This window comes from Serratia sp. Je.1.23.a (genome assembly GCF_051129805.1).
GTDB classification, from domain to species: Bacteria; Pseudomonadota; Gammaproteobacteria; order Enterobacterales; family Enterobacteriaceae; genus Serratia; species Serratia liquefaciens.
Genome location: NZ_JBCPSR010000001.1, coordinates 423456 through 443562, shown reverse-complemented (window position 1 = coordinate 443562; position 20107 = coordinate 423456). Strand labels below are relative to the sequence as shown.

Sequence of the window (20107 nt, the reverse complement as noted above, 5' to 3'; positions counted from 1 at the left end):
GGGGCGCCTTATACGGCGCCCCAGCGATATTTTAAGGTGCGGAAGACAAAGGCCGCGATTGGTTGTTGCCAGCGCTTTTGACCCACAGCCAGGAACCGTTCAGCGCAATCAGCGTCAGGATCACGTATTCCAGCGCCATGGCGTAAACGCCCTGATAGGCAAAAATCGCTACGCTAATCACATCAATCACCACCCACAGCAACCAGTTTTCCACGTACTTGCGCGTCATCAGAATCATCGCGACGATCGACAGCACCATCATCGCCGAATCCCAGAACGGGAAGGCGTCCGGTTGCAGCTCAGGCATTTGCACGCTGAGGCCCAAGCCCTGCATTACCGTCACTGCAACCTGCGTCAACCAGGCGAAAACGCGGTCGATATTGAAGGTCATCAGTGCAATGCCGATCACACATACCGCCGCCCAGCCCAATGCCTTCGGCAGCGGTAACCAACGAATCTTCAGCTCGACCTGATTATCCTGCGTCTGGCGACTCCAGGCGTACCAGCCGTAGATATTGGCAACAAAGAAGAACAGCTGCAGCAGCAGACTGGCGTAAAGCTGGATTTGGAAGAAAATCACCGCGAACAGCGTGACGTTAATCAGGCCGAACAGGTAATTGATGATTTTCTCTTTGCTGGCATACCAGATACACAACAAACCGAACAGGGTGCCGATCGCCTCAATCCATGACAGATCATAACCCCCCGCGCCCAGCGGGATATGCACCAAGATATTGCTGGTACTGAAAAAGCTCATTTTATTATCCTTATTAAACGGTTAAGCGTTCCCTTTTACCTGCATTTTTAATTGGGCAGCAAAATCCAACATCCGGTTCAGCGGGATTAACGCCTTTTGACGTAACGCCGCATCCACGTGGATCTCATGCAGTGCACCGCCCTGTTCCAGCCCGTCGGCAATCGCCTTCAGGCCGTTCATCGCCATCCATGGGCAGTGCGCACAGCTGCGGCAGGTGGCGCCTTCACCGGCGGTCGGTGCTTCAAAAAGCTCCTTGTCCGGGCAGGCCTGTTGCATCTTATAAAAAATACCGCGATCGGTGGCGACAATCAGTTGCGGATTAGGCAAAGTTTTCGCCGCCTGTATCAATTGGCTGGTTGAGCCTACCGCATCGGCCAGATCAACCACCGCCTGTGGCGACTCAGGGTGCACCAGTATCGCCGCGTCAGGGTATAAGGCCTTCATGCGCATCAGTGCCTGGGTTTTAAACTCGTCATGGACGATACAGGCCCCCTGCCAACACAATACGTCGGCGCCCGTCTGCTTTTGCACGTAGTTGCCCAGGTGACGGTCCGGGGCCCAGATGATTTTCTCGCCCAGGCTGTCGAGGTGCTCAATCAGTTCAACGGCGATACTGGAGGTAACTACCCAGTCCGCGCGAGCTTTTACCGCCGCCGAGGTATTAGCGTAGACCACCACGGTGCGATCGGGGTGGCTGTCGCAAAATGCATGGAATTCTTCTTCCGGACAGCCAAGATCCAGCGAGCACTCTGCGTGCAGCGTCGGCATCAGCACCTGTTTTTCCGGGCTGAGGATTTTGGCGGTTTCGCCCATAAAGCGCACGCCGGCGACCAATAAGGTCGAAGCCGGGTGATTACTGCCAAAGCGCGCCATTTCCAGCGAGTCCGCCACACAACCGCCGGTTTCCTCCGCCAGCGCCTGGATCTCAGGATCGGTATAGTAATGGGCCACCATCACCGCATTGCGCTGCTTGAGCAGGGTTTTAATCTTCTCACGATAAAACGCCTTCTGCGCGACGTCTAACGGCACGGGTTTGGGCGGGAACGGGTACACCGCCGCATTAACATCAAACATTTCACTCATCGCTGCAATCTCTGTGCTAGGCTGGGTGTCTGCTGCCCGGGTATTACCCATCGCAACCCCCTTCGTTTTATATACTAAACAAAATACCTAAAATTGAGCGAAAAGTCCGCTGATATTTTCAATATCACGCCGATGAAGTTTAATGGATTGAATTTTTGATCAAAGAGCGAGATCTGCAGGGGGAAAGTGCTTTCGTGATAGAGAGAATGGAGTGCGCATGCCAACAAAAATGGCGGAGGGTGGAACGTACCGGAGATCTTGTCGAACCTGAGCGCAGCTTCTCACCTGCACGATTCGTGCTATATGAATTTTAATTCTGGGGAAGTACTGAGGGACTATGAGAGATGGTGGGTCGTGCAGGATTATTCGGCCTTTGGCCTCACCCTGCGGGCCAGCGCAAGCGCTGTTCAAAATTGACAGGCAATTTTGTCGAATCTGAGCGCAGCTTCTCACCTGCACGATTCGTGCTATATGCCAATTCAGAGTTTTTAATAAGGGGGGTATTTCTTTAAGAATGGTGGGTCGTGCAGGATTCGAACCTGCGACCAATTGATTAAAAGTCAACTGCTCTACCAACTGAGCTAACGACCCACTGGTGTGGTTTACTGCTGAACCGCGTTAGCAGGAGAGGAACTCGCTGCAAGAATGGTGGGTCGTGCAGGATTCGAACCTGCGACCAATTGATTAAAAGTCAACTGCTCTACCAACTGAGCTAACGACCCACTGACGTGGTTTACTGCTGAACAGCCAATACAAACCGAAGCCTGGATTGAGGAAAAACAATTCTGAAATGGTGGGTCGTGCAGGATTCGAACCTGCGACCAATTGATTAAAAGTCAACTGCTCTACCAACTGAGCTAACGACCCACAGCAGTGGTGGGTGATGACGGGCTCGAACCGCCGACCCCCTCCGTGTAAAGGAGATGCTCTACCAACTGAGCTAATCACCCACTGACGTGGTTACTGCTACTACTTCAGAAATTGGTGGGTCGTGCAGGATTCGAACCTGCGACCAATTGATTAAAAGTCAACTGCTCTACCAACTGAGCTAACGACCCAATTTCCTTGCTGCTTTAACATCTTGCAAGATGTCTTGGCAACGGCGGCATATATTACTAATTTATCTTGGCAGCGCAACCTAAATTTTTGAACAAGGGGTTCAACTGCTTGTTCTTCACGCGAATGAGCCCAGAAAGCGGTCAAATCGACTAACTTCTGGGCTCATTATTTTTTCTGACTAACCGGCTACGCGACTTTTCGCCTGTTTGGCCGCCGCACTGGTTGGGTATTGTTTAATCACCTGCTGGAACACGGCTTTGGCTTTATCGGCCTGCCCTTTCTCCTGCATGATGATACCTACCTTGTACATGGCGTCCGGCGCCTTAGGTGACTTTGAGTAATTCTTCACCACGACCGCATAATAGTAAGCCGCATCGTCTTTCTTACCCTTGTTGTAATACAACTGGCCCAGCCAATAGTTGGCATTAGGCTGGTAAGTAGACTTTGGGTACTGTTTTACGAAGGTCTGAAAAGCAGAAATTGCCTGGTCATACTGTTTTTTTTCCAGCGCCAATGAAACAGCGGCATTGTAGTCGCTGTTTTCATCACCCTTGCTGGCCGGCGCTGCTGCTGTAGCGCCCGCAGACGCACTGTCAGCACCGTCGGAGGACGCAGCCGCTGCTGCTCCACCCGCGGCACCCGCTGCGGCAGCAGAGCTCTGAGCGCCGCCCTGGCTGATGCTATCCATCTGCTGATAGATTTGCTTTTGGCGTTCAACGACCTGATTCAGTTGATATTGGCTTTCCTGGATTTGCCCGCGGAGCGAGTCAATATCGCGCTGATTGTCAGAGAGTTGTTGCTGGAGTTGGTTTAAAAGCTGGCCTTGAGCATTGCTGATGCGCTCAAGCGAGGTGACACGGTCTTCGACCGAGCCGGAGCCGACATTACTGATTGGCGCTTGGGCAGTAGCGGCCCATGGGACCGCTACGCCAACCAGTAACGACAGACTCAACAAGTGACGTCTGAAGTTACTGTTCATGCGATTCTCTTAGTAAACCAGAACTGCACGACGGTTTTTAGCATAAGCCGCTTCGTCGTGGCCCAGTACTGCTGGTTTTTCTTTACCGTAAGAAACGATAGAGATTTGGTCAGCTGAAACGCCTTTACCTTGCAGGTACATTTTCACGGAGTTAGCACGACGCTCACCCAGGGCAATGTTGTATTCCGGCGTACCGCGCTCATCCGCGTGGCCTTCTACGGTCACTTTGTAAGACGGGTTGTTACGCAGGAATGCAGCGTGCGCGTCCAGCATCTGAGCGAACTCAGAGCTCACGTCATACTTGTCCAGACCGAAGTAAACAATGTTGTTCTTCTGCAGTTCTTGCATCTGCAGACGAGCTTGTTCTTCAGAAGACAGGTTGCTGCTGCCGTTTTCTGTACCAGTGCCAGCGCCAGCGCCCAGACCAGATTGGTCGTTGTTTGCGCTTTTGTTAGAACTACAAGCTGCTACAGCCAGGACTGGCAGTGCCAGCAGAAGCCCTTTCAGCACTTTGTTCAGTTGCATTTCTTTAATCCTTTTATAGTTTGCCATACATATTTACACATGCATCACAGATACGGCGACCAGGCAGGGAATTTGACCTGTCCATCAGTTGCCGGAAGACGCGCTTTAAAACGCCCATCAGTCGATACCAGTTGCAACACGGAGCCCATACCTTGCGTGGAGCTATAGATCACCATGGTGCCGTTTGGCGCAATACTAGGCGTTTCGTCCAGGAAGGTGCCGGTCAAAACTTGAACTGCACCCGATCCGAGATCTTGTTTGGCGATATGCTGAGCACCATTGTTTGAGCTCACCATCACCAGGAATTTACCATCAGAGCTGACTTCAGAATCCTGATTCTGAGAGCCTTCCCATGTCAGACGCTGTGACGCACCGCCACTGGCACTGACTTTATAAATCTGTGGCCGGCCACCCTGATCGGAGGTATACGCCAGAGACTGGCCATCCGGGAACCAGGTCGGTTCGGTATTGTTGCTGCGCCCGTCGGTGATTTGAGTGATCTGGCCAGAGCCCAGATTCATCACGTACAGGTTCAGGCTGCCGCTTTTAGACAGCGCGAAGGCCAGACGACTGCCGTCCGGTGAGAACGCCGGTGCACCGTTGTGGCGCGGGAACGAGGCGATCTGACGGATAGCACCGTTAGCCAGGGTCTGAACCACCAGCGCAGAGCGGCCGCTTTCAAAGGTCACGTACGCCAGTTTGCTGCCGTCCGGCGACCAGGCCGGGGACATCAGTGGTTCCGGTGAACGGTGTACCACAAACTGGTTGTAGCCGTCGTAATCCGCTACGCGCAGCTCGTATGGGAATTTCCCGCCGTTGGTCTGCACAACGTAAGCGATACGGGTACGGAATGCGCCCTTGATACCGGTCAGCTTTTCAAACACTTCGTCACTGGCGGTGTGAGCAGAATAACGCAACCACTGTTTGGTCACTTTATACTGGTTCTGCGCCAATACGGTGCCTGGAGAACCTGAAGTGTCCACCAGTTGATAAGAGATCAGGTAGCCGCCGTCCGCACCAGGTTGAACCTGACCGACCACGACTGCGTCAATGCCCAATGCAGTCCAGGCCGCCGGCGTCACTTCAGACGCGGTGGTCGGTTGCTGCGGCATGCGCGCTACGTCAATTGGGTTGAATTTGCCGCTGTTGCGCAGGTCTGCGCCGACAATCTTGCCAATATCTTCCGGAGGCGTGCCTGGGCCAGCCCATTTAAACGGCACCACACCAATCGGGCGAGCGGAGTCGACCCCTTGGGTGATTTCAATGCGAACTTCCGCGTGAAGAACGGAGGCCCACAGTATTAAAAAACCTAACGCTACTCGAAATGCCTGCTTCATCTCATCTCCCTTATCCAGGCGGGATGCCTGCGATAAATTAGCAGAATTTTAACAAACCAACGCAAACAAAACTACATAATCCCTGTTGGTTACCTTAGTACATCCCTGCGATATGACTTAGCTAATCAACCGTTATTGTGGCTTAAATACAAGGGTCGAATTCTTAAAGTGCTGATAAACGGCATCGCTCGGTGGTTTCGGGATCTTCGCCTGATTCGCAGCAGCTACAGCCGCCTGGCACAGTGCAGGATCGCCACCTACCGATTTCACGTCAATCAAAAAGCCATCAGGCCCCAGCTTGATGCGTAGGTCACAGGTCTTACCGACAAACGAACTGGCATCATAAAACTTATTCTGAATTGCTGTGCGAATCTGCCCAGCATAGCCATCAATATCGGCACCACTCGCCCCTGCAGCCTTGGCATTGCCCTGACCGGCCGGTTTACCGTCACCCTTAGCTTTAGCCCCGCCGCCTTTCGGCGCGTTTTTACCGTCCGCCAGGTCGCCAAACAGATCATTGACGTCCGAAGACTGAGCTGCCGCTGCGGCAGCCGCTTTCTTCTTGGCGTCTGCGGCTTTCTTGGCAGCAGCTTTCTCAGCGGCGGCTTTTTCGGCAGCGGCGGCTTTTTTCTCAGCTTCTGCAGCCGCTTTCTTCTCAGCATCAGCTGCGGCTTTTTTCTCGGCTTCTGCTGCAGCTTTCTTCTCGGCTTCGGCAGCGGCCTTTTTCTCTGCAGCTTCGGCAGCAGCGGCCTTCTTCGCTTCTTCCGCCTGTTTTTTGGCGGCAGCGGCGGCAGCGGCTTCTTTCTTGGCTTCAGACTCCGCTTTCTTCTGCGCGTCGGCCTGTGCTTTAGCGACTTTATCTGCCTCGGCCTTGGCCTTGGCGGCGGCCGCTTCCGCTACTTTCTGTTGTTCTTTGGCTTTCGCCGCGGCGTTCTCGGCCGCTTTTTGCTGTTCAGCAGCCTGCTTTTGTTGCTGCGCCGCCTGTTTTTGCTGCTCTGCGGCCTGCTTCTGCTGTTCAGCCTGTTCTTTCGCGTCCTGCGCCGCTTTTTCCTGCGCAGACAAACGCTCTTTCTCCAGCTCTTTCAGGCGCTGTTGCTCCGCCGCTTGCTTCTGCTGAAGTTCTTCGGCTTGTTGTTCCGCTTTTTTCTGGCGCTGCTTTTCAGCACGCTGCGCGTCGTTACTCTGCTGTTGCTGGCGGTTGTACTGCTCCACCACTGCCCCGGGATCGACCATCACTGCACCGACGACAGAACCATCGCCACCGCCGCCAGCACTGTTCATGTCGACGTTTTCTTGCAGCGATCCCCAAATCAGCAGGGCAATCAATACAAAGTGCAGAACGACCGAAACAATAACGGCGCGGTTCAGCTTATCGTTTTGCTCAGTTGCCTTTACCAAAATAGATTCCCAAAAACTGGTGTTGCTTATACGGGGTTCCTGAGCCAACGGCACAGGAACCGGGTTGCCACTGACCTTAGGGTCAGATTGGCTGGGTCATTAGCCCCACGGAAGCCACGCCCGCCTGATGGAGAATATTCAATGCCTTGATAATCTCATCGTACGGTACTTCCTTCGCCCCACCGATCAAAAAGACCGTTTTCGGGTTGGCCGCTAAACGCGACTTGGCTTCAGCGGCAACCTGTTCCGGCGGCAGCAGCTCCATGCGGTTGTGATCCACCACCAGGGTGTATTGACCCACGCCTGAAACCTCAAGGATCACCGGCGGGTTATCATCGCTGGACACCGTCTTGGAATCGGTGGCGTCCGGCAGATCAACCTCAACGCTCTGCGTGATAATCGGCGCCGTTGCCATAAAGATCAGCAACAGCACCAGCAACACGTCGAGCAACGGAACGATGTTTATTTCGGACTTCAGCTCGCGCCGATTACGTCCACGAACTCTCGCCATGCTACCTCCTACTTATTTGCTGTCGCTGGAGAAGGCCTGACGATGCAGAATAGCGGTGAACTCTTCCATAAAGTTGTCGTAATTCTGCTCAAGCTTGTTGACGCGCTGGTTGAGGCGGTTATAGGCCATAACGGCCGGAATAGCGGCGAACAAACCGATGGCGGTTGCGATCAGTGCTTCGGCGATACCCGGTGCTACCATTTGCAGCGTGGCCTGCTTCACCGCGCCCAGTGCGATAAAGGCGTGCATAATCCCCCACACGGTGCCGAACAGACCGATATACGGACTGATCGAACCCACGGTGCCGAGGAAAGGAATGTGGTTTTCCAGCGTTTCGAGCTCGCGGTTCATCGAGATACGCATGGCGCGTGACGCCCCTTCGATCACCGATTCCGGCGCATGGTTATTAGCGCGGTGTAAACGAGCGAACTCTTTGAAACCAGAGTGGAAAATTTGCTCTGAGCCGGTCAGGCTATCGCGACGCGCCTGGCTTTCCTGGTACAGGCGAGAAAGCTCGATACCGGACCAGAATTTGTCTTCAAAGGCTTCGGCGTCACGCGTGGCCGCATTCAGGATGCGGGTGCGCTGGATGATGATCGCCCAAGAGGCCACTGAGAAGCATATCAAAATCAACATGATAAGCTTAACCAGCAGGCTCGCCTTCAAGAATAAATCTAGGATGTTCATGTCAGTCACTGCTTAAACTCCGCGACAATAGACTTAGGAAGCGCTATCGGCTTCATTTGGTGTGGATCAATGCATGCAATCAACACATCGGCCTGACTCAAAAGAGTCCCGTCAGAATTGACAATGCGTTGGGCAAACGTGAGAGAGGCCCCGCGCATTGAGGTGATTTCACTCTGCACTTCCAGCTGCTCGTCGAGACGAGCCGGAGCCAGGTAATCCACCGTCATGCGCCGAACCACGAAAGCGACATGTTCACTGAGCAGCTGCTGTTGATGAAAGTTGTGATGACGCAGCATCTCGGTGCGCGCTCTTTCAAAAAAGGCGACATAGCGGGCGTGATAGACCACACCACTGGCATCGGTATCCTCGTAGTAAACGCGAACCGGCCATCGAAACAACGTATTACTCACTCTACTTCCCAGCAATGCAATTTAACGGTGCTACTATACGCAAGACAGATCGGGTTGGGAATGGGTTACAAGAGGGGAACGAAAATAATTATGGGCCGGAAGGGCCCATAACTCGGGGTTATAACGGAGATTATAAAGAAACGTAAAGTAATCCTGCGGCGAGGATCACAATTGCCGGAAGTGGCGCGAAAAAAGCGCGCCATAACGTCCGTTGCGGTTTGAAGCCAACGCCGTGAACCACCCCGGCGCAAACTGCCCAAATCAGCAGCAGCCCTTCCCAAATCTCCAGCGAGCTGGTCTTCGCCGCAAAGCGGGTCGGATCCCAAAAAATACAGCCCGCCAAAATCAACGCCAGCACCAGTGAAAGGGCCCGGACAGGGCCCTTGTCAGTCATGGCGTACAGCTTGTCAGTTAATGACGAACTCATCACTTACCGTCTTGCTGTGCTTTTGAATCTTCGTGGTGCTCAAGCGCCAGCGCCGTGATGATACCGAAGGCACAGGCAAGAAGCGTTCCGAGAATCCAGGCAAAATACCACATGGTTTAGCTCCCTATCCTTAATACAGCGAATGCTTGTTGTTCTCGACGAAGTTTTTGTCGAGACGGCCGAACATTTTGTAGTACGACCAGCTGGTGTACCCCAGAACGATAGGCACGAAGATCGCCGCGACAACGGTCATCACTTCCAACGTCAACAGACTGGAGGTGGCATCCCACATGGTCAGGCTGATGTTAGGCACGGTGCTTGACGGCATCACGAACGGGAACATGGTCACACCGGCAGTCAAGATCACGCAGGCAATGGTCAGTGACGAAGTCACGAACGCCAGCGCGTCTTTCGACATGCGGGAGAACAGCACCGTAAACAGCGGCAGCACCACACCCAGGGCAGGCAATGCCCACAGCAGCGGATACTTGTTGAAGTTGATCAACCAGGCACCGGCCTGATGAGCCACTTCTTTACGCATCGGGTTAGACTCCGCCATGGTATCCAGCGCCGAGGTAATCACATAACCATCGATGCCTTTCACCAGCCAAATGCCGCCCAACAGGAAGAACACCGCCATCACCAACGTGGAGATCTGCGCCGCGGCACGTGCACGCAGGTGGATCTCACCGCTAGTACGCATCTGCAGGTAGGTTGCCCCCTGGGTCACCAGCATGGTCAGGCTGACGACACCCGCCAACAGGCCAAACGGATTCAGCAGTTGGAAGAAGTTGCCGGTGTAGAACAGACGCATGTATTCGTCCATGTGGAACGGCACGCCCTGCAGCAGGTTGCCGAACGCCACGCCGAATACCACCGCCGGCACGAAGCTGCCGATGAAGATGCCCCAGTCCCACATGTTGCGCCAGCGGCTGCTTTCCAGCTTCGAGCGGTAGTCAAAACCGACCGGGCGGAAGAACAAGGCGGACAGCACCAGGATCATGGCGACGTAGAAACCGGAGAACGCCGCCGCATAGACCATTGGCCAGGCGGCGAACAGCGCACCACCGGCCGTGATCAGCCACACCTGGTTACCGTCCCAGTGCGGCGCGATGGAGTTGATCATCACCCGGCGCTCAGTATCGGTTTTACCGATAATGCGCACCAGGATGCCGACCCCCATGTCGAAACCGTCGGTGACGGCGAAACCGATCAGCAGTACGCCAATCAGGACCCACCAGATAAATCGCAGTACTTCATAATCAAACATACGTGGACTCCTGTTTAGCGCGCTTCCTGCACGGCGGCAGTCGGTTGTTCAAAGTGGTAGCGGCCAGTTTTCAGGCTGCTTGGACCCAGACGTGCAAATTTGAACATCAGGTACATTTCAGCCACCAGGAACAGGGTGTACAAGCCGCAAATCAGCCCCATCGAGAACAGAATGTCGCCCGCAGTCAGTGAAGAGTTGGCAACCGCAGTCGGCAGCACCTCACCAATCGCCCAAGGTTGACGACCGTATTCAGCCACAAACCAGCCGGCTTCGATGGCAATCCACGGCAGCGGCAGGCCATACAGCGCCGCACGGTGTAGCCACTTTCTCTGGCCAATGCGGCCACGAAGCACGCTCCAGAACGACAGACCGATAATCAGCAACATCAGCACGCCACAGGCCACCATGATACGGAAGGCGAAGTACAGCGGTGCTACGCGTGGGATAGAGTCTTTGGTCGCCTGCTGGATCTGCGTTTCCGTCGCGTCGGTGACGTTCTGGGTATAGCGCTTCAGCAGTAAACCGTAGCCCAAGTCTTGCTTGGCTTTATTGAACTCGGCGCGAACCGCCGGATCGGTATTGCCACTGCGCAACTCTTCCAGCAGTTGGTAGGCTTTCATCCCGTTGCGGATACGCACTTCATGCTGCGCCATCAGATCTTTCAGGCCGGTGACCTGAGTATCCGTTGAGCGGGTGGCAATCAGGCCGAGCGCATAAGGAATTTGGATCGCGTAGGAGTTTTCCATTTTATCCTGATTCGGAATACCGAACAGGGTAAAGGAAGCCGGAGCCGGTTGAGTGTCCCACTCGGCTTCGATGGCGGCCAGTTTGGTTTTCTGCACGTCACCCATTTCGTAGCCGGATTCATCACCCAGTACGATTACGGACAGTACGGCAGCCATACCGAAGCTGGCAGCGATTGCGAAGGAACGTTTGGCAAAGGCAGTATCACGGCCTTTCAACAGGTAGTAAGAGCTGATACCCAGTACGAACATCGCACCACAGGTGTAGCCGGCAGCTACGGTGTGAACGAACTTAACCTGCGCAACCGGGTTGAGCACCAGTTCGGAGAAGCTGAGCATCTCCATACGCATGGTTTCGAAGTTAAAGTCCGAGGCGATAGGGTTCTGCATCCAGCCGTTGGCCACCAGGATCCACAGCGCGGAGAAGTTTGAGCCCAGTGCCACCAGCCAGGTTACGGCCATGTGCTGCACCTTGCCCAGACGATCCCAGCCGAAGAAGAACAGGCCGACCAGCGTCGATTCAAGGAAGAACGCCATCAGACCTTCGATGGCCAGAGGGGCCCCGAAAATATCACCGACGTAGTGTGAGAAATATGACCAGTTGGTCCCGAACTGGAACTCCATGGTCAAACCGGTGGCCACACCCAGAGCAAAGTTAATTGCAAATAACTTGCCCCAGAATTTGGTCATATCTTTATAGATTTGTTTGCCTGACAGTACATATACCGTTTCCATAATTGCCAGCAAAAACGCCATGCCTAGCGTTAATGGGACAAATAAGAAGTGGTACATCGCCGTTAAAGCAAACTGTAAGCGCGACAGTTCGACAATATCAAACATCTTGACTCCTTGCTCCTCGCAGGAAGACTCCGACATGCGGTTATCGATATGACTTCGGGTGAAGCTACCGGTAACGCCCCGCAGTGAATGCCCTTAAAAACAACAAAAATTTGATCCAGCTTCTCCGCTTTCAACCATGCATTCGACGCGGGCCGTACTGGCCAGTGTACTAAACACACCACTGAAAACCGACAACGGGTAACAAATGCAACAAGATCAACCATCCATATTCACCATGGATGATACTCGCCCAATCCCACACAATAAATAGGTTTTTACGTGATATGGGTTAGACTTTTGGTTACAGGTCAAATTTTAGCCCAAAGAGGTACTCAGCCCTAATTTGATCTGGAACAATTTAAGCCTATCTGAATTTTATTTCCAGATTCAGCTCACAATTTCTCATAATTATCTTGTGGTTATGTTACATAATGGTTTCGTAGTCTATCTAGGTACTTTTTGTGTTAAATAGATGTGATATTTAGTGGTTATCTGTATTTAAATGAAGTCTCGAGTGTGAATGATGTTAACGCTTATTAACCTGCTAATAGGACAAGCTTAGCTTATTTTTTTACTCTGATAATTGTAGGCAATAAAAAGAATAATTATCGATAAAGCAGCGCTTAAATACGTCCGCCCATCCCCCCCCTTTAATTGATGCCGCTAACACTCACCACGGCCACTGCAATGCCCTATTCCCTCTCGCGCAGGCAAAAAAAAACAGGGCCAGACACTTGGTCTGACCCTGCTTGAATACGGACTACCGCAGATTAAATTAGCGGTTCAGAACCGCTTTAACTGCCTCGCCGATGTCAGCCAGGCTGCGCACGGTTTTAACTCCTGCCGCTTCCAGCGCGGCGAATTTTTCGTCCGCAGTGCCTTTGCCGCCGGCAATGATGGCGCCGGCATGGCCCATACGCTTGCCTTTCGGCGCGGTAACACCCGCGATGTAGCCAACTACTGGCTTGGTCACATGTTCTTTGATGTACGCCGCTGCTTCTTCTTCTGCGCTGCCGCCGATTTCACCGATCATGACGATCGCTTCAGTTTGCGGATCTTCCTGGAACAACTTCAGGATATCGATGAAGTTAGAACCTGGTATCGGGTCACCGCCGATGCCTACACAGGTAGACTGGCCCAGACCGGTATCGGTGGTTTGCTTCACCGCTTCGTAGGTCAGGGTGCCGGAGCGGGAAACGATGCCCACTTTGCCTGGCAGGTGGATGTGGCCTGGCATGATGCCGATTTTGCACTCGCCCGGGGTGATAACGCCTGGGCAGTTCGGGCCAATCATACGCACGCCGGCTTCATCCAGCTTCACCTTGACGGTCAGCATATCCAGCGTCGGGATGCCTTCGGTAATGGTGATGATCAGTTTGATGCCTGCATCGATAGCTTCCAGAATGGAGTCTTTGCAGAATGGTGCCGGTACGTAGATAACGGACGCCGTGGCGCCGGTCGCTTCTACCGCTTCACGCACGGTGTTGAACACCGGCAGGCCCAGGTGCTGAGTGCCGCCTTTGCCCGGCGTCACGCCACCGACCATTTTGGTGCCGTAAGCGATAGCTTGTTCGGAGTGGAAGGTCCCCTGGCTACCGGTGAAACCCTGACAGATAACTTTGGTGTTCTTATCGATTAAAATGGACATTATTTACCCTCCACTGCCGCAACAACTTGCTGAGCCGCATCAGTCAGGCTGGTCGCAGCAATGATATTCAGACCGCTGTCCGCCAGTTTCTTGGCGCCCAGTTCGGCGTTATTCCCTTCCAGACGCACCACCACCGGGACGTTAACGCCCACTTCGGCTACGGCGCCAATGATACCGTCAGCGATCAGGTCGCAGCGCACGATACCACCGAAAATGTTAACCAATACCGCTTTCACCTTGTCGTCAGACAGGATGATTTTGAAGGCTTCGGTCACGCGCTCTTTGGTTGCACCACCGCCTACGTCGAGGAAGTTGGCTGGCTCACCGCCGTGCAGCTTAACGATGTCCATGGTCCCCATCGCCAGGCCTGCGCCGTTAACCATGCAGCCGATGTTGCCGTCGAGAGCAACGTAGTTCAGCTCCCACTGTGCCGCACGGGATTCACGCTCGTCTTCCTGAGACAGGTCGCGCATTTCACGCAGCTCAGGTTGACGGAACAGTGCGTTACCGTCAGCGCCCAGTTTACCGTCCAGACAGATCAGATCGCCCTGCTTGGTCACCACCAGCGGGTTAATCTCAACCATCGCCAGGTCGCGCTCCAGGAACAAGGTCGCCAGGCCCATGAAGATCTTGGCGAACTGGCCAACTTGCTTGCCGGTCAGGCCCAGTTTGAAGGCCAGTTCACGGCCCTGGTAAGGCTGTGGGCCTGCCAGTGGGTCGATGGTCATTTTGTGGATCAGTTCCGGCGTTTCTTCCGCAACTTTCTCAATCTCAACGCCACCCTCGGTGGATGCCATGAACACCACACGACGGCTGGCACGGTCTACTACCGCGCCCAGGTACAGTTCTTTATCGATGTCGGTTGCGGCTTCTACCAGGATCTGGTGAACCGGTTGGCCCAGCGCGTCAGTCTGGTAGGTCACCAGACGCTTGCCCAGCCAGGCTTCAGCGAAAGCGCGGATATCTTCTTTGCTGTTTACAACTTTAACGCCGCCAGCTTTACCGCGGCCGCCAGCATGAACCTGACATTTAACCACCCACGGGCCGGAGCCGATTTTGGATGCGGCTTCTTCCGCTTCACGCGGTGTGGTACAGGCGTAACCGGTTGGTGCCGGCATGCCATACCGAGCAAACAGCTGTTTTGCCTGATATTCGTGTAAATTCATGATGTTCTATCCATTCAGTTCTGAAGGTTTTAGCCGAGTCATTTTGGCGGAAAACCGCATGACTTTCGTCGGCCACATAGCACAGAGTGTGGGCGCGGCAATCTCTGTCATCCTTAAAGCTGCATCTTTGTTGGCTGCCTTCTCTCACCCCAGTCACATAGTTGACTATGCTCCTGGGGATTCGCTCCGTTGCCGCCGCGATGCAACTTCAATGATTTAAGATATACGCGCCCATCAGGGTTATACGTCCAGCAGCAGACGAGCCGGATCTTCCAGCATCTCTTTTACCGTCACCAGGTAACCGACGGATTCTTTACCGTCGATCAGGCGGTGATCGTAAGACAGTGCCAGATACATCATTGGCTGGATCACAACCTGGCCTTTAACCGCCATTGGGCGATCTTTAATGGCGTGCATGCCCAGGATGGCGCTCTGCGGTGGGTTGATGATCGGGGTAGACATCAGCGAACCGAATACGCCGCCGTTGGTAATGGTGAAGTTACCGCCGGTCAGCTCTTCCACAGTCAATTTGCCGTCACGGCCTTTAACTGCCAGCTCTTTGATTTTCTTCTCGATGTCCGCCATGCTCATGGTGTCTACGTCACGCAGTACCGGGGTTACCAGGCCACGTGGAGTAGATACCGCAATGCTGATATCGAAGTAGTTGTGGTACACCACGTCGGTACCGTCGATGGAAGCGTTCACTTCCGGGAAGCGCTTCAGGGCTTCAACCACCGCCTTGATGTAGAAGGACATGAAGCCCAGACGTACACCGTGACGTTTTTCGAAGGCTTCACCGTACTGCTTGCGCAGATCCATGATCGGCTGCATGTTGATTTCGTTGAAGGTGGTCAGCATCGCAGTGCTGTTCTTCGCTTCCAACAGGCGCTCGGCCACGCGTTTACGCAGGCGGGTCATCGGCACGCGTTTTTCGCTGCGGCTGCTCAGAGCAGGCTGCGGTGCGGCTTCGACGGCGGCAGGTTTGTCGGCTTTTTTGCCGTTAGCCAGGTGCGCTTCCACGTCTTCACGGGTGATACGGCCACCCACGCCGCTGCCTTTGATGGCGGCAGCATCGAGATCGTGTTCGGCGATCAGGCGGCGGATCGCCGGGCTGAGCGCGTCATTGCTCTCTTCTTCCAGGCTGGCAGTCGCGCGCTGTGCAGGCGTGGCTTCTTTCTCCTGGCTCTTCTCGGCGGTCGGCTTGCCGGAGCTGTCACCCGGGCGGATGCGGCCTAGCAGTTGGCGAGAAAGCACGGTTGCGCCCTCTTCTTCCACGATCGCATCGAGGATCCCGGCTTCACTTGCCGGAACTTCCAGAACCACTTTGTCAGTTTCGATTTCAACCAGAACTTCGTCACGCTGGACGCTGTCACCTGGTTTCTTGTGCCAGGTGGCTACGGTCGCATCCGCAACCGATTCAGGAAGGTCAGGTACCAGAATATCTACGCTACTCATTTAGCTTTCCCTTAATCTTTAACAATATTCAGCGCGTCATTAACCAGAGCCTGTTGCTGCTTCTGGTGTACGGACATGTAACCGACTGCCGGAGAGGCAGAGGCTGGACGTCCTGCGTAACGTAAAGAAGCCCCGAACGGCACCACTTCACGGAAGTTGTGTTGGCTGCAGTACCAGGCGCCCTGGTTCAGCGGCTCTTCCTGACACCAGACGAAATCATGCACGTGAGCATACTTCTCCAGCACCGCCTGAACGGCCTGATGCGGGAACGGGTACAACTGCTCGATACGGATGATAGCCACGTCTTTCTGGTCGTTCTTGCGGCGTTGTTCCAGCAGATCGTAATAGACCTTACCGGAGCACATGACCACGCGTTTGACCGCTTTCGGATCCAACTCGTCGATCTCGCCGATAGCCGGCAGGAAGGTGCCGTTAGCCAGCTCTTCCAGAGACGAGGTTGCCAGCGGGTGACGCAGCAGAGATTTCGGCGACATCACCACCAACGGACGGCGCATACCGCGCAGCGCCTGACGACGCAGCATATGGTAGACCTGTGCCGGAGTGGACGGGATGCACACCTGCATGTTCTGCTCAGCACACAGCTGTAGGTAACGTTCCAGACGCGCAGAGGAGTGCTCTGGACCCTGGCCTTCGTAACCGTGCGGCAGCAGCATCACCAGGCCGCACATACGGCCCCATTTCTGCTCGCCGGAGCTGATGAACTGGTCGATCACCACCTGAGCGCCGTTGGCGAAGTCACCGAACTGCGCTTCCCAAATGGTCAGGGTGCGCGGTTCTGCGGTGGCGTAACCATATTCGAACGCCAGTACGGCTTCTTCCGACAGTACGGAGTCCCACACTTTGAACTCGCCCTGCCCGCTGTGAACATTGGCCAGCGGAACGTAGACCGAACCGTTTTTCTGGTTGTGCACCACAGCATGGCGGTGGAAGAAGGTACCGCGACCGGCGTCTTCGCCGGAAAGGCGAATCGGGATGCCTTCATCGACCATGGTGGCATAGGCCAGCGTTTCCGCCGCGCCCCAGTCGAACGCTTTGTTGCCTGCCGCCATCTCTGCGCGGTCTGCGTAGATTTTCGCTACGCGTGACTGCATTTCGATCGCTTCCGGCACGGTGCTGATGCGACGGGCCAGTTCCTGCAGGCGCTTCATCTCAACCTTGCTTGGGTACTCTTCATCCCATTCGTGGTTAAGGTACGGCGACCAGGTAAAGCTATGCAGGTTCATCGGACGCCACTCTTCAACCACGCAATCGCCGCGGTCGAGTGCATCACGATACAGGTTGACCATTTCCGTGGCATCTTCCAGGCTGGCGACTTTTTGTTCGGTCAGCACGTCAGCATAAAGCTTGCGCGGCGTTGGGTGTTTTTTGATCTTCTGGTACATCACCGGCTGGGTTGCACTTGGCTCATCGGCCTCGTTATGCCCATGGCGACGGTAGCAGACCAGATCGATCATCACGTCACGTTTGAAGGTGTTACGGAAATCCAACGCCAGGCGGGTCACAAAGGCCACCGCTTCCGGATCGTCAGCATTTACGTGGAAGATCGGCGACTGCACCATCTTGGCGATGTCAGTACAATATTCGGTAGAACGCGCATCCAACGGGTTGGAGGTAGTGAAACCAACCTGGTTGTTGATCACGATACGCACCGTGCCGCCCACTTCGTAGCCGCGAGCCTGCGACATGTTCAGGGTTTCCTGAACCACGCCCTGGCCGGTAATGGCGGCGTCACCGTGGATGGTGATTGGCAGTACCATATTGCTGCGCGCTTCGTCCAGACGGTCACGACGAGCACGCACTGAGCCCATGACCACCGGGCTGACGATCTCCAGGTGCGACGGGTTAAACGCCAGCGCCAGGTGAACCATGCCGCCTTCGGTTTCTACGTCGGAGGAGAAGCCCTGGTGATATTTAACGTCACCGGTGCCGAGGTGTTCTTTATGCTTGCCGGCAAACTCGTCGAACAGATCGGCAGGTTTTTTGCCCAGTACGTTGATCAACACGTTCAGACGGCCGCGGTGGGCCATGCCCAATACCACTTCGCGCGTACCGTTCTTACCGGCGTGACGCACCATCTCTTTGAGCATCGGTACCAGCGCATCGCCACCTTCCAGCGAGAAGCGTTTCGCCCCTGGGAATTTGGCACCGAGGTAACGCTCCAGACCTTCCGCTGCGGTCAGTTCGTTCAGGAAGCGGCGTTTCTCATCATCGGTAAAGCTGGCGTGCCCCACCACCGATTCAATACGCTGCTGGATCCAGCGTTTCTCTTCAGTGTTGGTAATGTGCATGTATTCCGCACCGATCGAGCCGCAGTAAGTCTGCTTCAGCGCGGCATACAGGTCGCCCAGCTTCATGGTTTCTTTGCCGATAGCGAAAGAACCCACGTTGAAGGTTTCCTGGAAGTCGGCTTCGGTCAGGTTGTGATAGGCGGGTTCAAGGTCAGGAACTTGCTCACGCTGCCACAGACCGAGCGGATCGAGGTTGGCATGCTGATGTCCGCGGAAACGGAAGGCGTTAATCAGCTGCAGTACCTTGACCTGTTTGGCATCGGTGTCTGGGTCGTTGATGGTGGTGTTGTAACGCGCGGAGTCTTTCGCCAGGCGGCGGAAGTAGTCACGCGTTTGAGAGTGAAGCTGATCGGGTTTTACACCCGCGGTTGGTAGCTGTTGAAAAATGGAACGCCAGCTATCTTCAACGGAGCCCGGATCGGTTAAGAAGTCTTCATAGAGCTGTTCTATGTAAGACTGGTTCGCGCCCGCCAGATAGGAGGAATCCAGCCAGGCCTTCATTGCGCCGTTCTGCATCATGATCCCTTAAGCTTTGAAGCTTTAGTTTTCGCCGTGGTTAACATAATTACCGTGATGGATACGGTTTGCCGTAGAAACGGTTCACTCGACGTACTTTTACGGTACGTTCTGCTATGGACCTTGCGGTCCCTTACAAGGAACCTCTAAAAACCGGCGGGCGAACCTGGCTGCATAGTGCCGCAGCCACGGGTCAGTTTTTAGAGGCTCCCTCCTTTGTGATGTGCGCCGGAAACTGCCCGGCGCAGCATCTCATTCCGCTTATGCGCCGCGTTGCAGCAGCATAGACTTGATATGACCGATAGCACGCGTCGGGTTCAAGCCTTTAGGACATACACTGACACAATTCATAATGCTATGGCAGCGGAAAACACTGAAAGCGTCGTCTAGATCGTCTAAACGTTCTTCGGTTTCCGTGTCGCGGCTGTCAATCAGGAAGCGGTATGCCGCCAGCAGGCCAGCCGGGCCAATGAATTTGTCCGGGTTCCACCAGAATGACGGGCAAGAGGTCGAACAACAAGCGCATAAAATGCACTCATAAAGTCCGTCCAGCTTGGCGCGCTGCTCTGGCGATTGCAGGTGTTCACGCGCCGGCGGGTTCTTGCCGTCGTTCTGCAGGTAAGGTTTGATCTTTTCATACTGGGTGTAGAACTGACCCATATCCACCACCAGATCGCGCACTACCGGCAAGCCAGGCAGCGGGCGGATCACAATCTTGTTGTTGCCTTTACGCAGCGACGAGATCGGGGTGATGCACGCCAGGCCGTTTTTACCGTTCATGTTGATCCCGTCGGAACCACACACGCCTTCGCGGCAGGAACGACGGAACGACAGGCTAGGATCTTTTTCTTTCAGCAGGATCAAGGCATCCAGCAACATCATGTCGCGACCTTCTTCCGCTTCCAGGCTGTAATCCTGCATGTGCGGAGCGTCATCAACATCCGGATTGTAGCGATAAATTGAAAATTCGAGTTTCATCAATCGATC

General features: G+C 54.5%; 18 protein-coding genes, 5 tRNA genes and 1 other RNA gene. All 24 read right to left on the bottom strand.

The features are described 5' to 3' along the window. Positions 1–31: 31 nt before the first annotated feature. The 24 genes from pnuC to AAZT04_RS02090 all read right to left on the bottom strand — a co-directional run bounded on the left by pnuC (position 32) and on the right by AAZT04_RS02090 (position 20098). The gene (gene pnuC, locus AAZT04_RS02205) at positions 32–757 is read right to left on the bottom strand and encodes a nicotinamide riboside transporter PnuC (protein WP_048761155.1); all 726 of its coding nucleotides are present in this window, start codon (positions 755–757) and stop codon (positions 32–34) included. A gap of 21 nt (positions 758–778) precedes the next feature. Continuing rightward, a complete protein-coding gene (nadA, locus tag AAZT04_RS02200) occupies positions 779–1840 on the bottom strand; it encodes a quinolinate synthase NadA (RefSeq protein ID WP_041415250.1) in 1062 nt (353 codons plus the stop codon). A 345-nt stretch (positions 1841–2185) separates the two neighbouring features. Next, positions 2186–2313, bottom strand: a non-coding RNA gene (locus tag AAZT04_RS02195) — RtT sRNA. Positions 2314–2355: 42 nt separating this feature from the next. Beyond that, positions 2356–2431, bottom strand: a tRNA-Lys gene (locus AAZT04_RS02190). 55 nt (positions 2432–2486) lie between these two features. Continuing rightward, positions 2487–2562, bottom strand: a tRNA-Lys gene (locus AAZT04_RS02185). A 69-nt stretch (positions 2563–2631) separates the two neighbouring features. Further along, positions 2632–2707: transfer RNA gene (locus AAZT04_RS02180), tRNA-Lys, on the bottom strand. Positions 2708–2714: 7 nt separating this feature from the next. After that, positions 2715–2790 (bottom strand) — tRNA-Val (locus AAZT04_RS02175). A 32-nt stretch (positions 2791–2822) separates the two neighbouring features. Further along, a tRNA-Lys gene (locus tag AAZT04_RS02170) sits at positions 2823–2898 on the bottom strand. Positions 2899–3077: 179 nt separating this feature from the next. After that, positions 3078–3878, bottom strand: coding sequence for a cell division protein CpoB (cpoB, locus tag AAZT04_RS02165; protein WP_020825687.1), 801 nt, complete (start codon positions 3876–3878; stop codon positions 3078–3080). Positions 3879–3887: 9 nt separating this feature from the next. Continuing rightward, complete coding sequence (gene pal / locus AAZT04_RS02160; RefSeq protein ID WP_020825686.1) at positions 3888–4403, bottom strand: peptidoglycan-associated lipoprotein Pal; 516 nt, start codon at positions 4401–4403, stop codon at positions 3888–3890. A gap of 44 nt (positions 4404–4447) precedes the next feature. Continuing rightward, complete coding sequence (gene tolB / locus AAZT04_RS02155; protein ID WP_020825685.1) at positions 4448–5740, bottom strand: Tol-Pal system beta propeller repeat protein TolB; 1293 nt, start codon at positions 5738–5740, stop codon at positions 4448–4450. A gap of 132 nt (positions 5741–5872) precedes the next feature. Then, complete coding sequence (tolA, locus tag AAZT04_RS02150; RefSeq protein WP_434678829.1) at positions 5873–7138, bottom strand: cell envelope integrity protein TolA; 1266 nt, start codon at positions 7136–7138, stop codon at positions 5873–5875. 82 nt (positions 7139–7220) lie between these two features. Further along, positions 7221–7649, bottom strand: a complete 429-nt coding sequence (gene tolR, locus AAZT04_RS02145) for a colicin uptake protein TolR (RefSeq protein WP_020825683.1) — start codon at positions 7647–7649, stop codon at positions 7221–7223. A gap of 12 nt (positions 7650–7661) precedes the next feature. Further along, positions 7662–8345, bottom strand: coding sequence for a Tol-Pal system protein TolQ (gene tolQ / locus AAZT04_RS02140; RefSeq protein ID WP_039992358.1), 684 nt, complete (start codon positions 8343–8345; stop codon positions 7662–7664). Then, the gene (gene ybgC, locus AAZT04_RS02135; RefSeq protein WP_020825682.1) at positions 8342–8746 is read right to left on the bottom strand and encodes a tol-pal system-associated acyl-CoA thioesterase; all 405 of its coding nucleotides are present in this window, start codon (positions 8744–8746) and stop codon (positions 8342–8344) included. The genes tolQ and ybgC overlap by 4 nt, the downstream gene beginning before the upstream one ends. A gap of 130 nt (positions 8747–8876) precedes the next feature. Continuing rightward, the gene (gene ybgE, locus AAZT04_RS02130) at positions 8877–9173 is read right to left on the bottom strand and encodes a cyd operon protein YbgE (protein WP_020825681.1); all 297 of its coding nucleotides are present in this window, start codon (positions 9171–9173) and stop codon (positions 8877–8879) included. Next, positions 9173–9286: a cytochrome bd-I oxidase subunit CydX gene (gene cydX, locus AAZT04_RS02125; protein WP_004949761.1), complete on the bottom strand. Its 114-nt coding sequence runs from the start codon at positions 9284–9286 to the stop codon at positions 9173–9175. The genes ybgE and cydX overlap by 1 nt, the downstream gene beginning before the upstream one ends. A 17-nt stretch (positions 9287–9303) precedes the next feature. After that, entirely contained in the window at positions 9304–10443 is a 1140-nt protein-coding gene (gene cydB / locus AAZT04_RS02120) for a cytochrome d ubiquinol oxidase subunit II (protein WP_020825680.1), read from the bottom strand. A gap of 14 nt (positions 10444–10457) precedes the next feature. Then, positions 10458–12026 carry a cytochrome ubiquinol oxidase subunit I gene (cydA, locus tag AAZT04_RS02115; RefSeq protein WP_020825679.1) on the bottom strand — a complete coding sequence of 523 codons (1569 nt, stop codon included), beginning with the start codon at positions 12024–12026 and terminating at the stop codon, positions 10458–10460. 775 nt (positions 12027–12801) lie between these two features. Next, complete coding sequence (gene sucD / locus AAZT04_RS02110) at positions 12802–13674, bottom strand: succinate--CoA ligase subunit alpha (RefSeq protein WP_020825678.1); 873 nt, start codon at positions 13672–13674, stop codon at positions 12802–12804. Beyond that, entirely contained in the window at positions 13674–14840 is a 1167-nt protein-coding gene (gene sucC / locus AAZT04_RS02105) for an ADP-forming succinate--CoA ligase subunit beta (RefSeq protein ID WP_020825677.1), read from the bottom strand. The genes sucD and sucC overlap by 1 nt, the downstream gene beginning before the upstream one ends. Positions 14841–15080: 240 nt before the next feature. Next, the gene (gene odhB, locus AAZT04_RS02100; protein ID WP_044548916.1) at positions 15081–16295 is read right to left on the bottom strand and encodes a 2-oxoglutarate dehydrogenase complex dihydrolipoyllysine-residue succinyltransferase; all 1215 of its coding nucleotides are present in this window, start codon (positions 16293–16295) and stop codon (positions 15081–15083) included. A gap of 11 nt (positions 16296–16306) precedes the next feature. Next, on the bottom strand, positions 16307–19120 hold the full coding sequence (sucA, locus tag AAZT04_RS02095; RefSeq protein WP_020825675.1) for a 2-oxoglutarate dehydrogenase E1 component: 2814 nt from the start codon (positions 19118–19120) through the stop codon (positions 16307–16309). A 261-nt stretch (positions 19121–19381) separates the two neighbouring features. Continuing rightward, on the bottom strand, positions 19382–20098 hold the full coding sequence (locus tag AAZT04_RS02090; protein WP_020825674.1) for a succinate dehydrogenase iron-sulfur subunit: 717 nt from the start codon (positions 20096–20098) through the stop codon (positions 19382–19384). Positions 20099–20107 lie beyond the last annotated feature (9 nt).

What these genes read in the sequence shown, in the direction of transcription:
- ybgE (WP_020825681.1), bottom strand. Translation starts at nt 9,173, where the DNA reads ATGAGTTCGTCATTAACTGACAAGCTGTACGCCATGACTGACAAGGGC.
- pnuC (WP_048761155.1), bottom strand. Translation starts at nt 757, where the DNA reads ATGAGCTTTTTCAGTACCAGCAATATCTTGGTGCATATCCCGCTGGGC.
- cydB (WP_020825680.1), bottom strand. Translation starts at nt 10,443, where the DNA reads ATGTTTGATTATGAAGTACTGCGATTTATCTGGTGGGTCCTGATTGGC.
- odhB (WP_044548916.1), bottom strand. Translation starts at nt 16,295, where the DNA reads ATGAGTAGCGTAGATATTCTGGTACCTGACCTTCCTGAATCGGTTGCG.
- cydA (WP_020825679.1), bottom strand. Translation starts at nt 12,026, where the DNA reads ATGTTTGATATTGTCGAACTGTCGCGCTTACAGTTTGCTTTAACGGCG.
- tolB (WP_020825685.1), bottom strand. Translation starts at nt 5,740, where the DNA reads ATGAAGCAGGCATTTCGAGTAGCGTTAGGTTTTTTAATACTGTGGGCC.
- pal (WP_020825686.1), bottom strand. Translation starts at nt 4,403, where the DNA reads ATGCAACTGAACAAAGTGCTGAAAGGGCTTCTGCTGGCACTGCCAGTC.
- tolR (WP_020825683.1), bottom strand. Translation starts at nt 7,649, where the DNA reads ATGGCGAGAGTTCGTGGACGTAATCGGCGCGAGCTGAAGTCCGAAATA.
- sucD (WP_020825678.1), bottom strand. Translation starts at nt 13,674, where the DNA reads ATGTCCATTTTAATCGATAAGAACACCAAAGTTATCTGTCAGGGTTTC.
- AAZT04_RS02090 (WP_020825674.1), bottom strand. Translation starts at nt 20,098, where the DNA reads ATGAAACTCGAATTTTCAATTTATCGCTACAATCCGGATGTTGATGAC.
- nadA (WP_041415250.1), bottom strand. Translation starts at nt 1,840, where the DNA reads ATGAGTGAAATGTTTGATGTTAATGCGGCGGTGTACCCGTTCCCGCCC.
- cydX (WP_004949761.1), bottom strand. Translation starts at nt 9,286, where the DNA reads ATGTGGTATTTTGCCTGGATTCTCGGAACGCTTCTTGCCTGTGCCTTC.
- sucC (WP_020825677.1), bottom strand. Translation starts at nt 14,840, where the DNA reads ATGAATTTACACGAATATCAGGCAAAACAGCTGTTTGCTCGGTATGGC.
- sucA (WP_020825675.1), bottom strand. Translation starts at nt 19,120, where the DNA reads ATGCAGAACGGCGCAATGAAGGCCTGGCTGGATTCCTCCTATCTGGCG.
- cpoB (WP_020825687.1), bottom strand. Translation starts at nt 3,878, where the DNA reads ATGAACAGTAACTTCAGACGTCACTTGTTGAGTCTGTCGTTACTGGTT.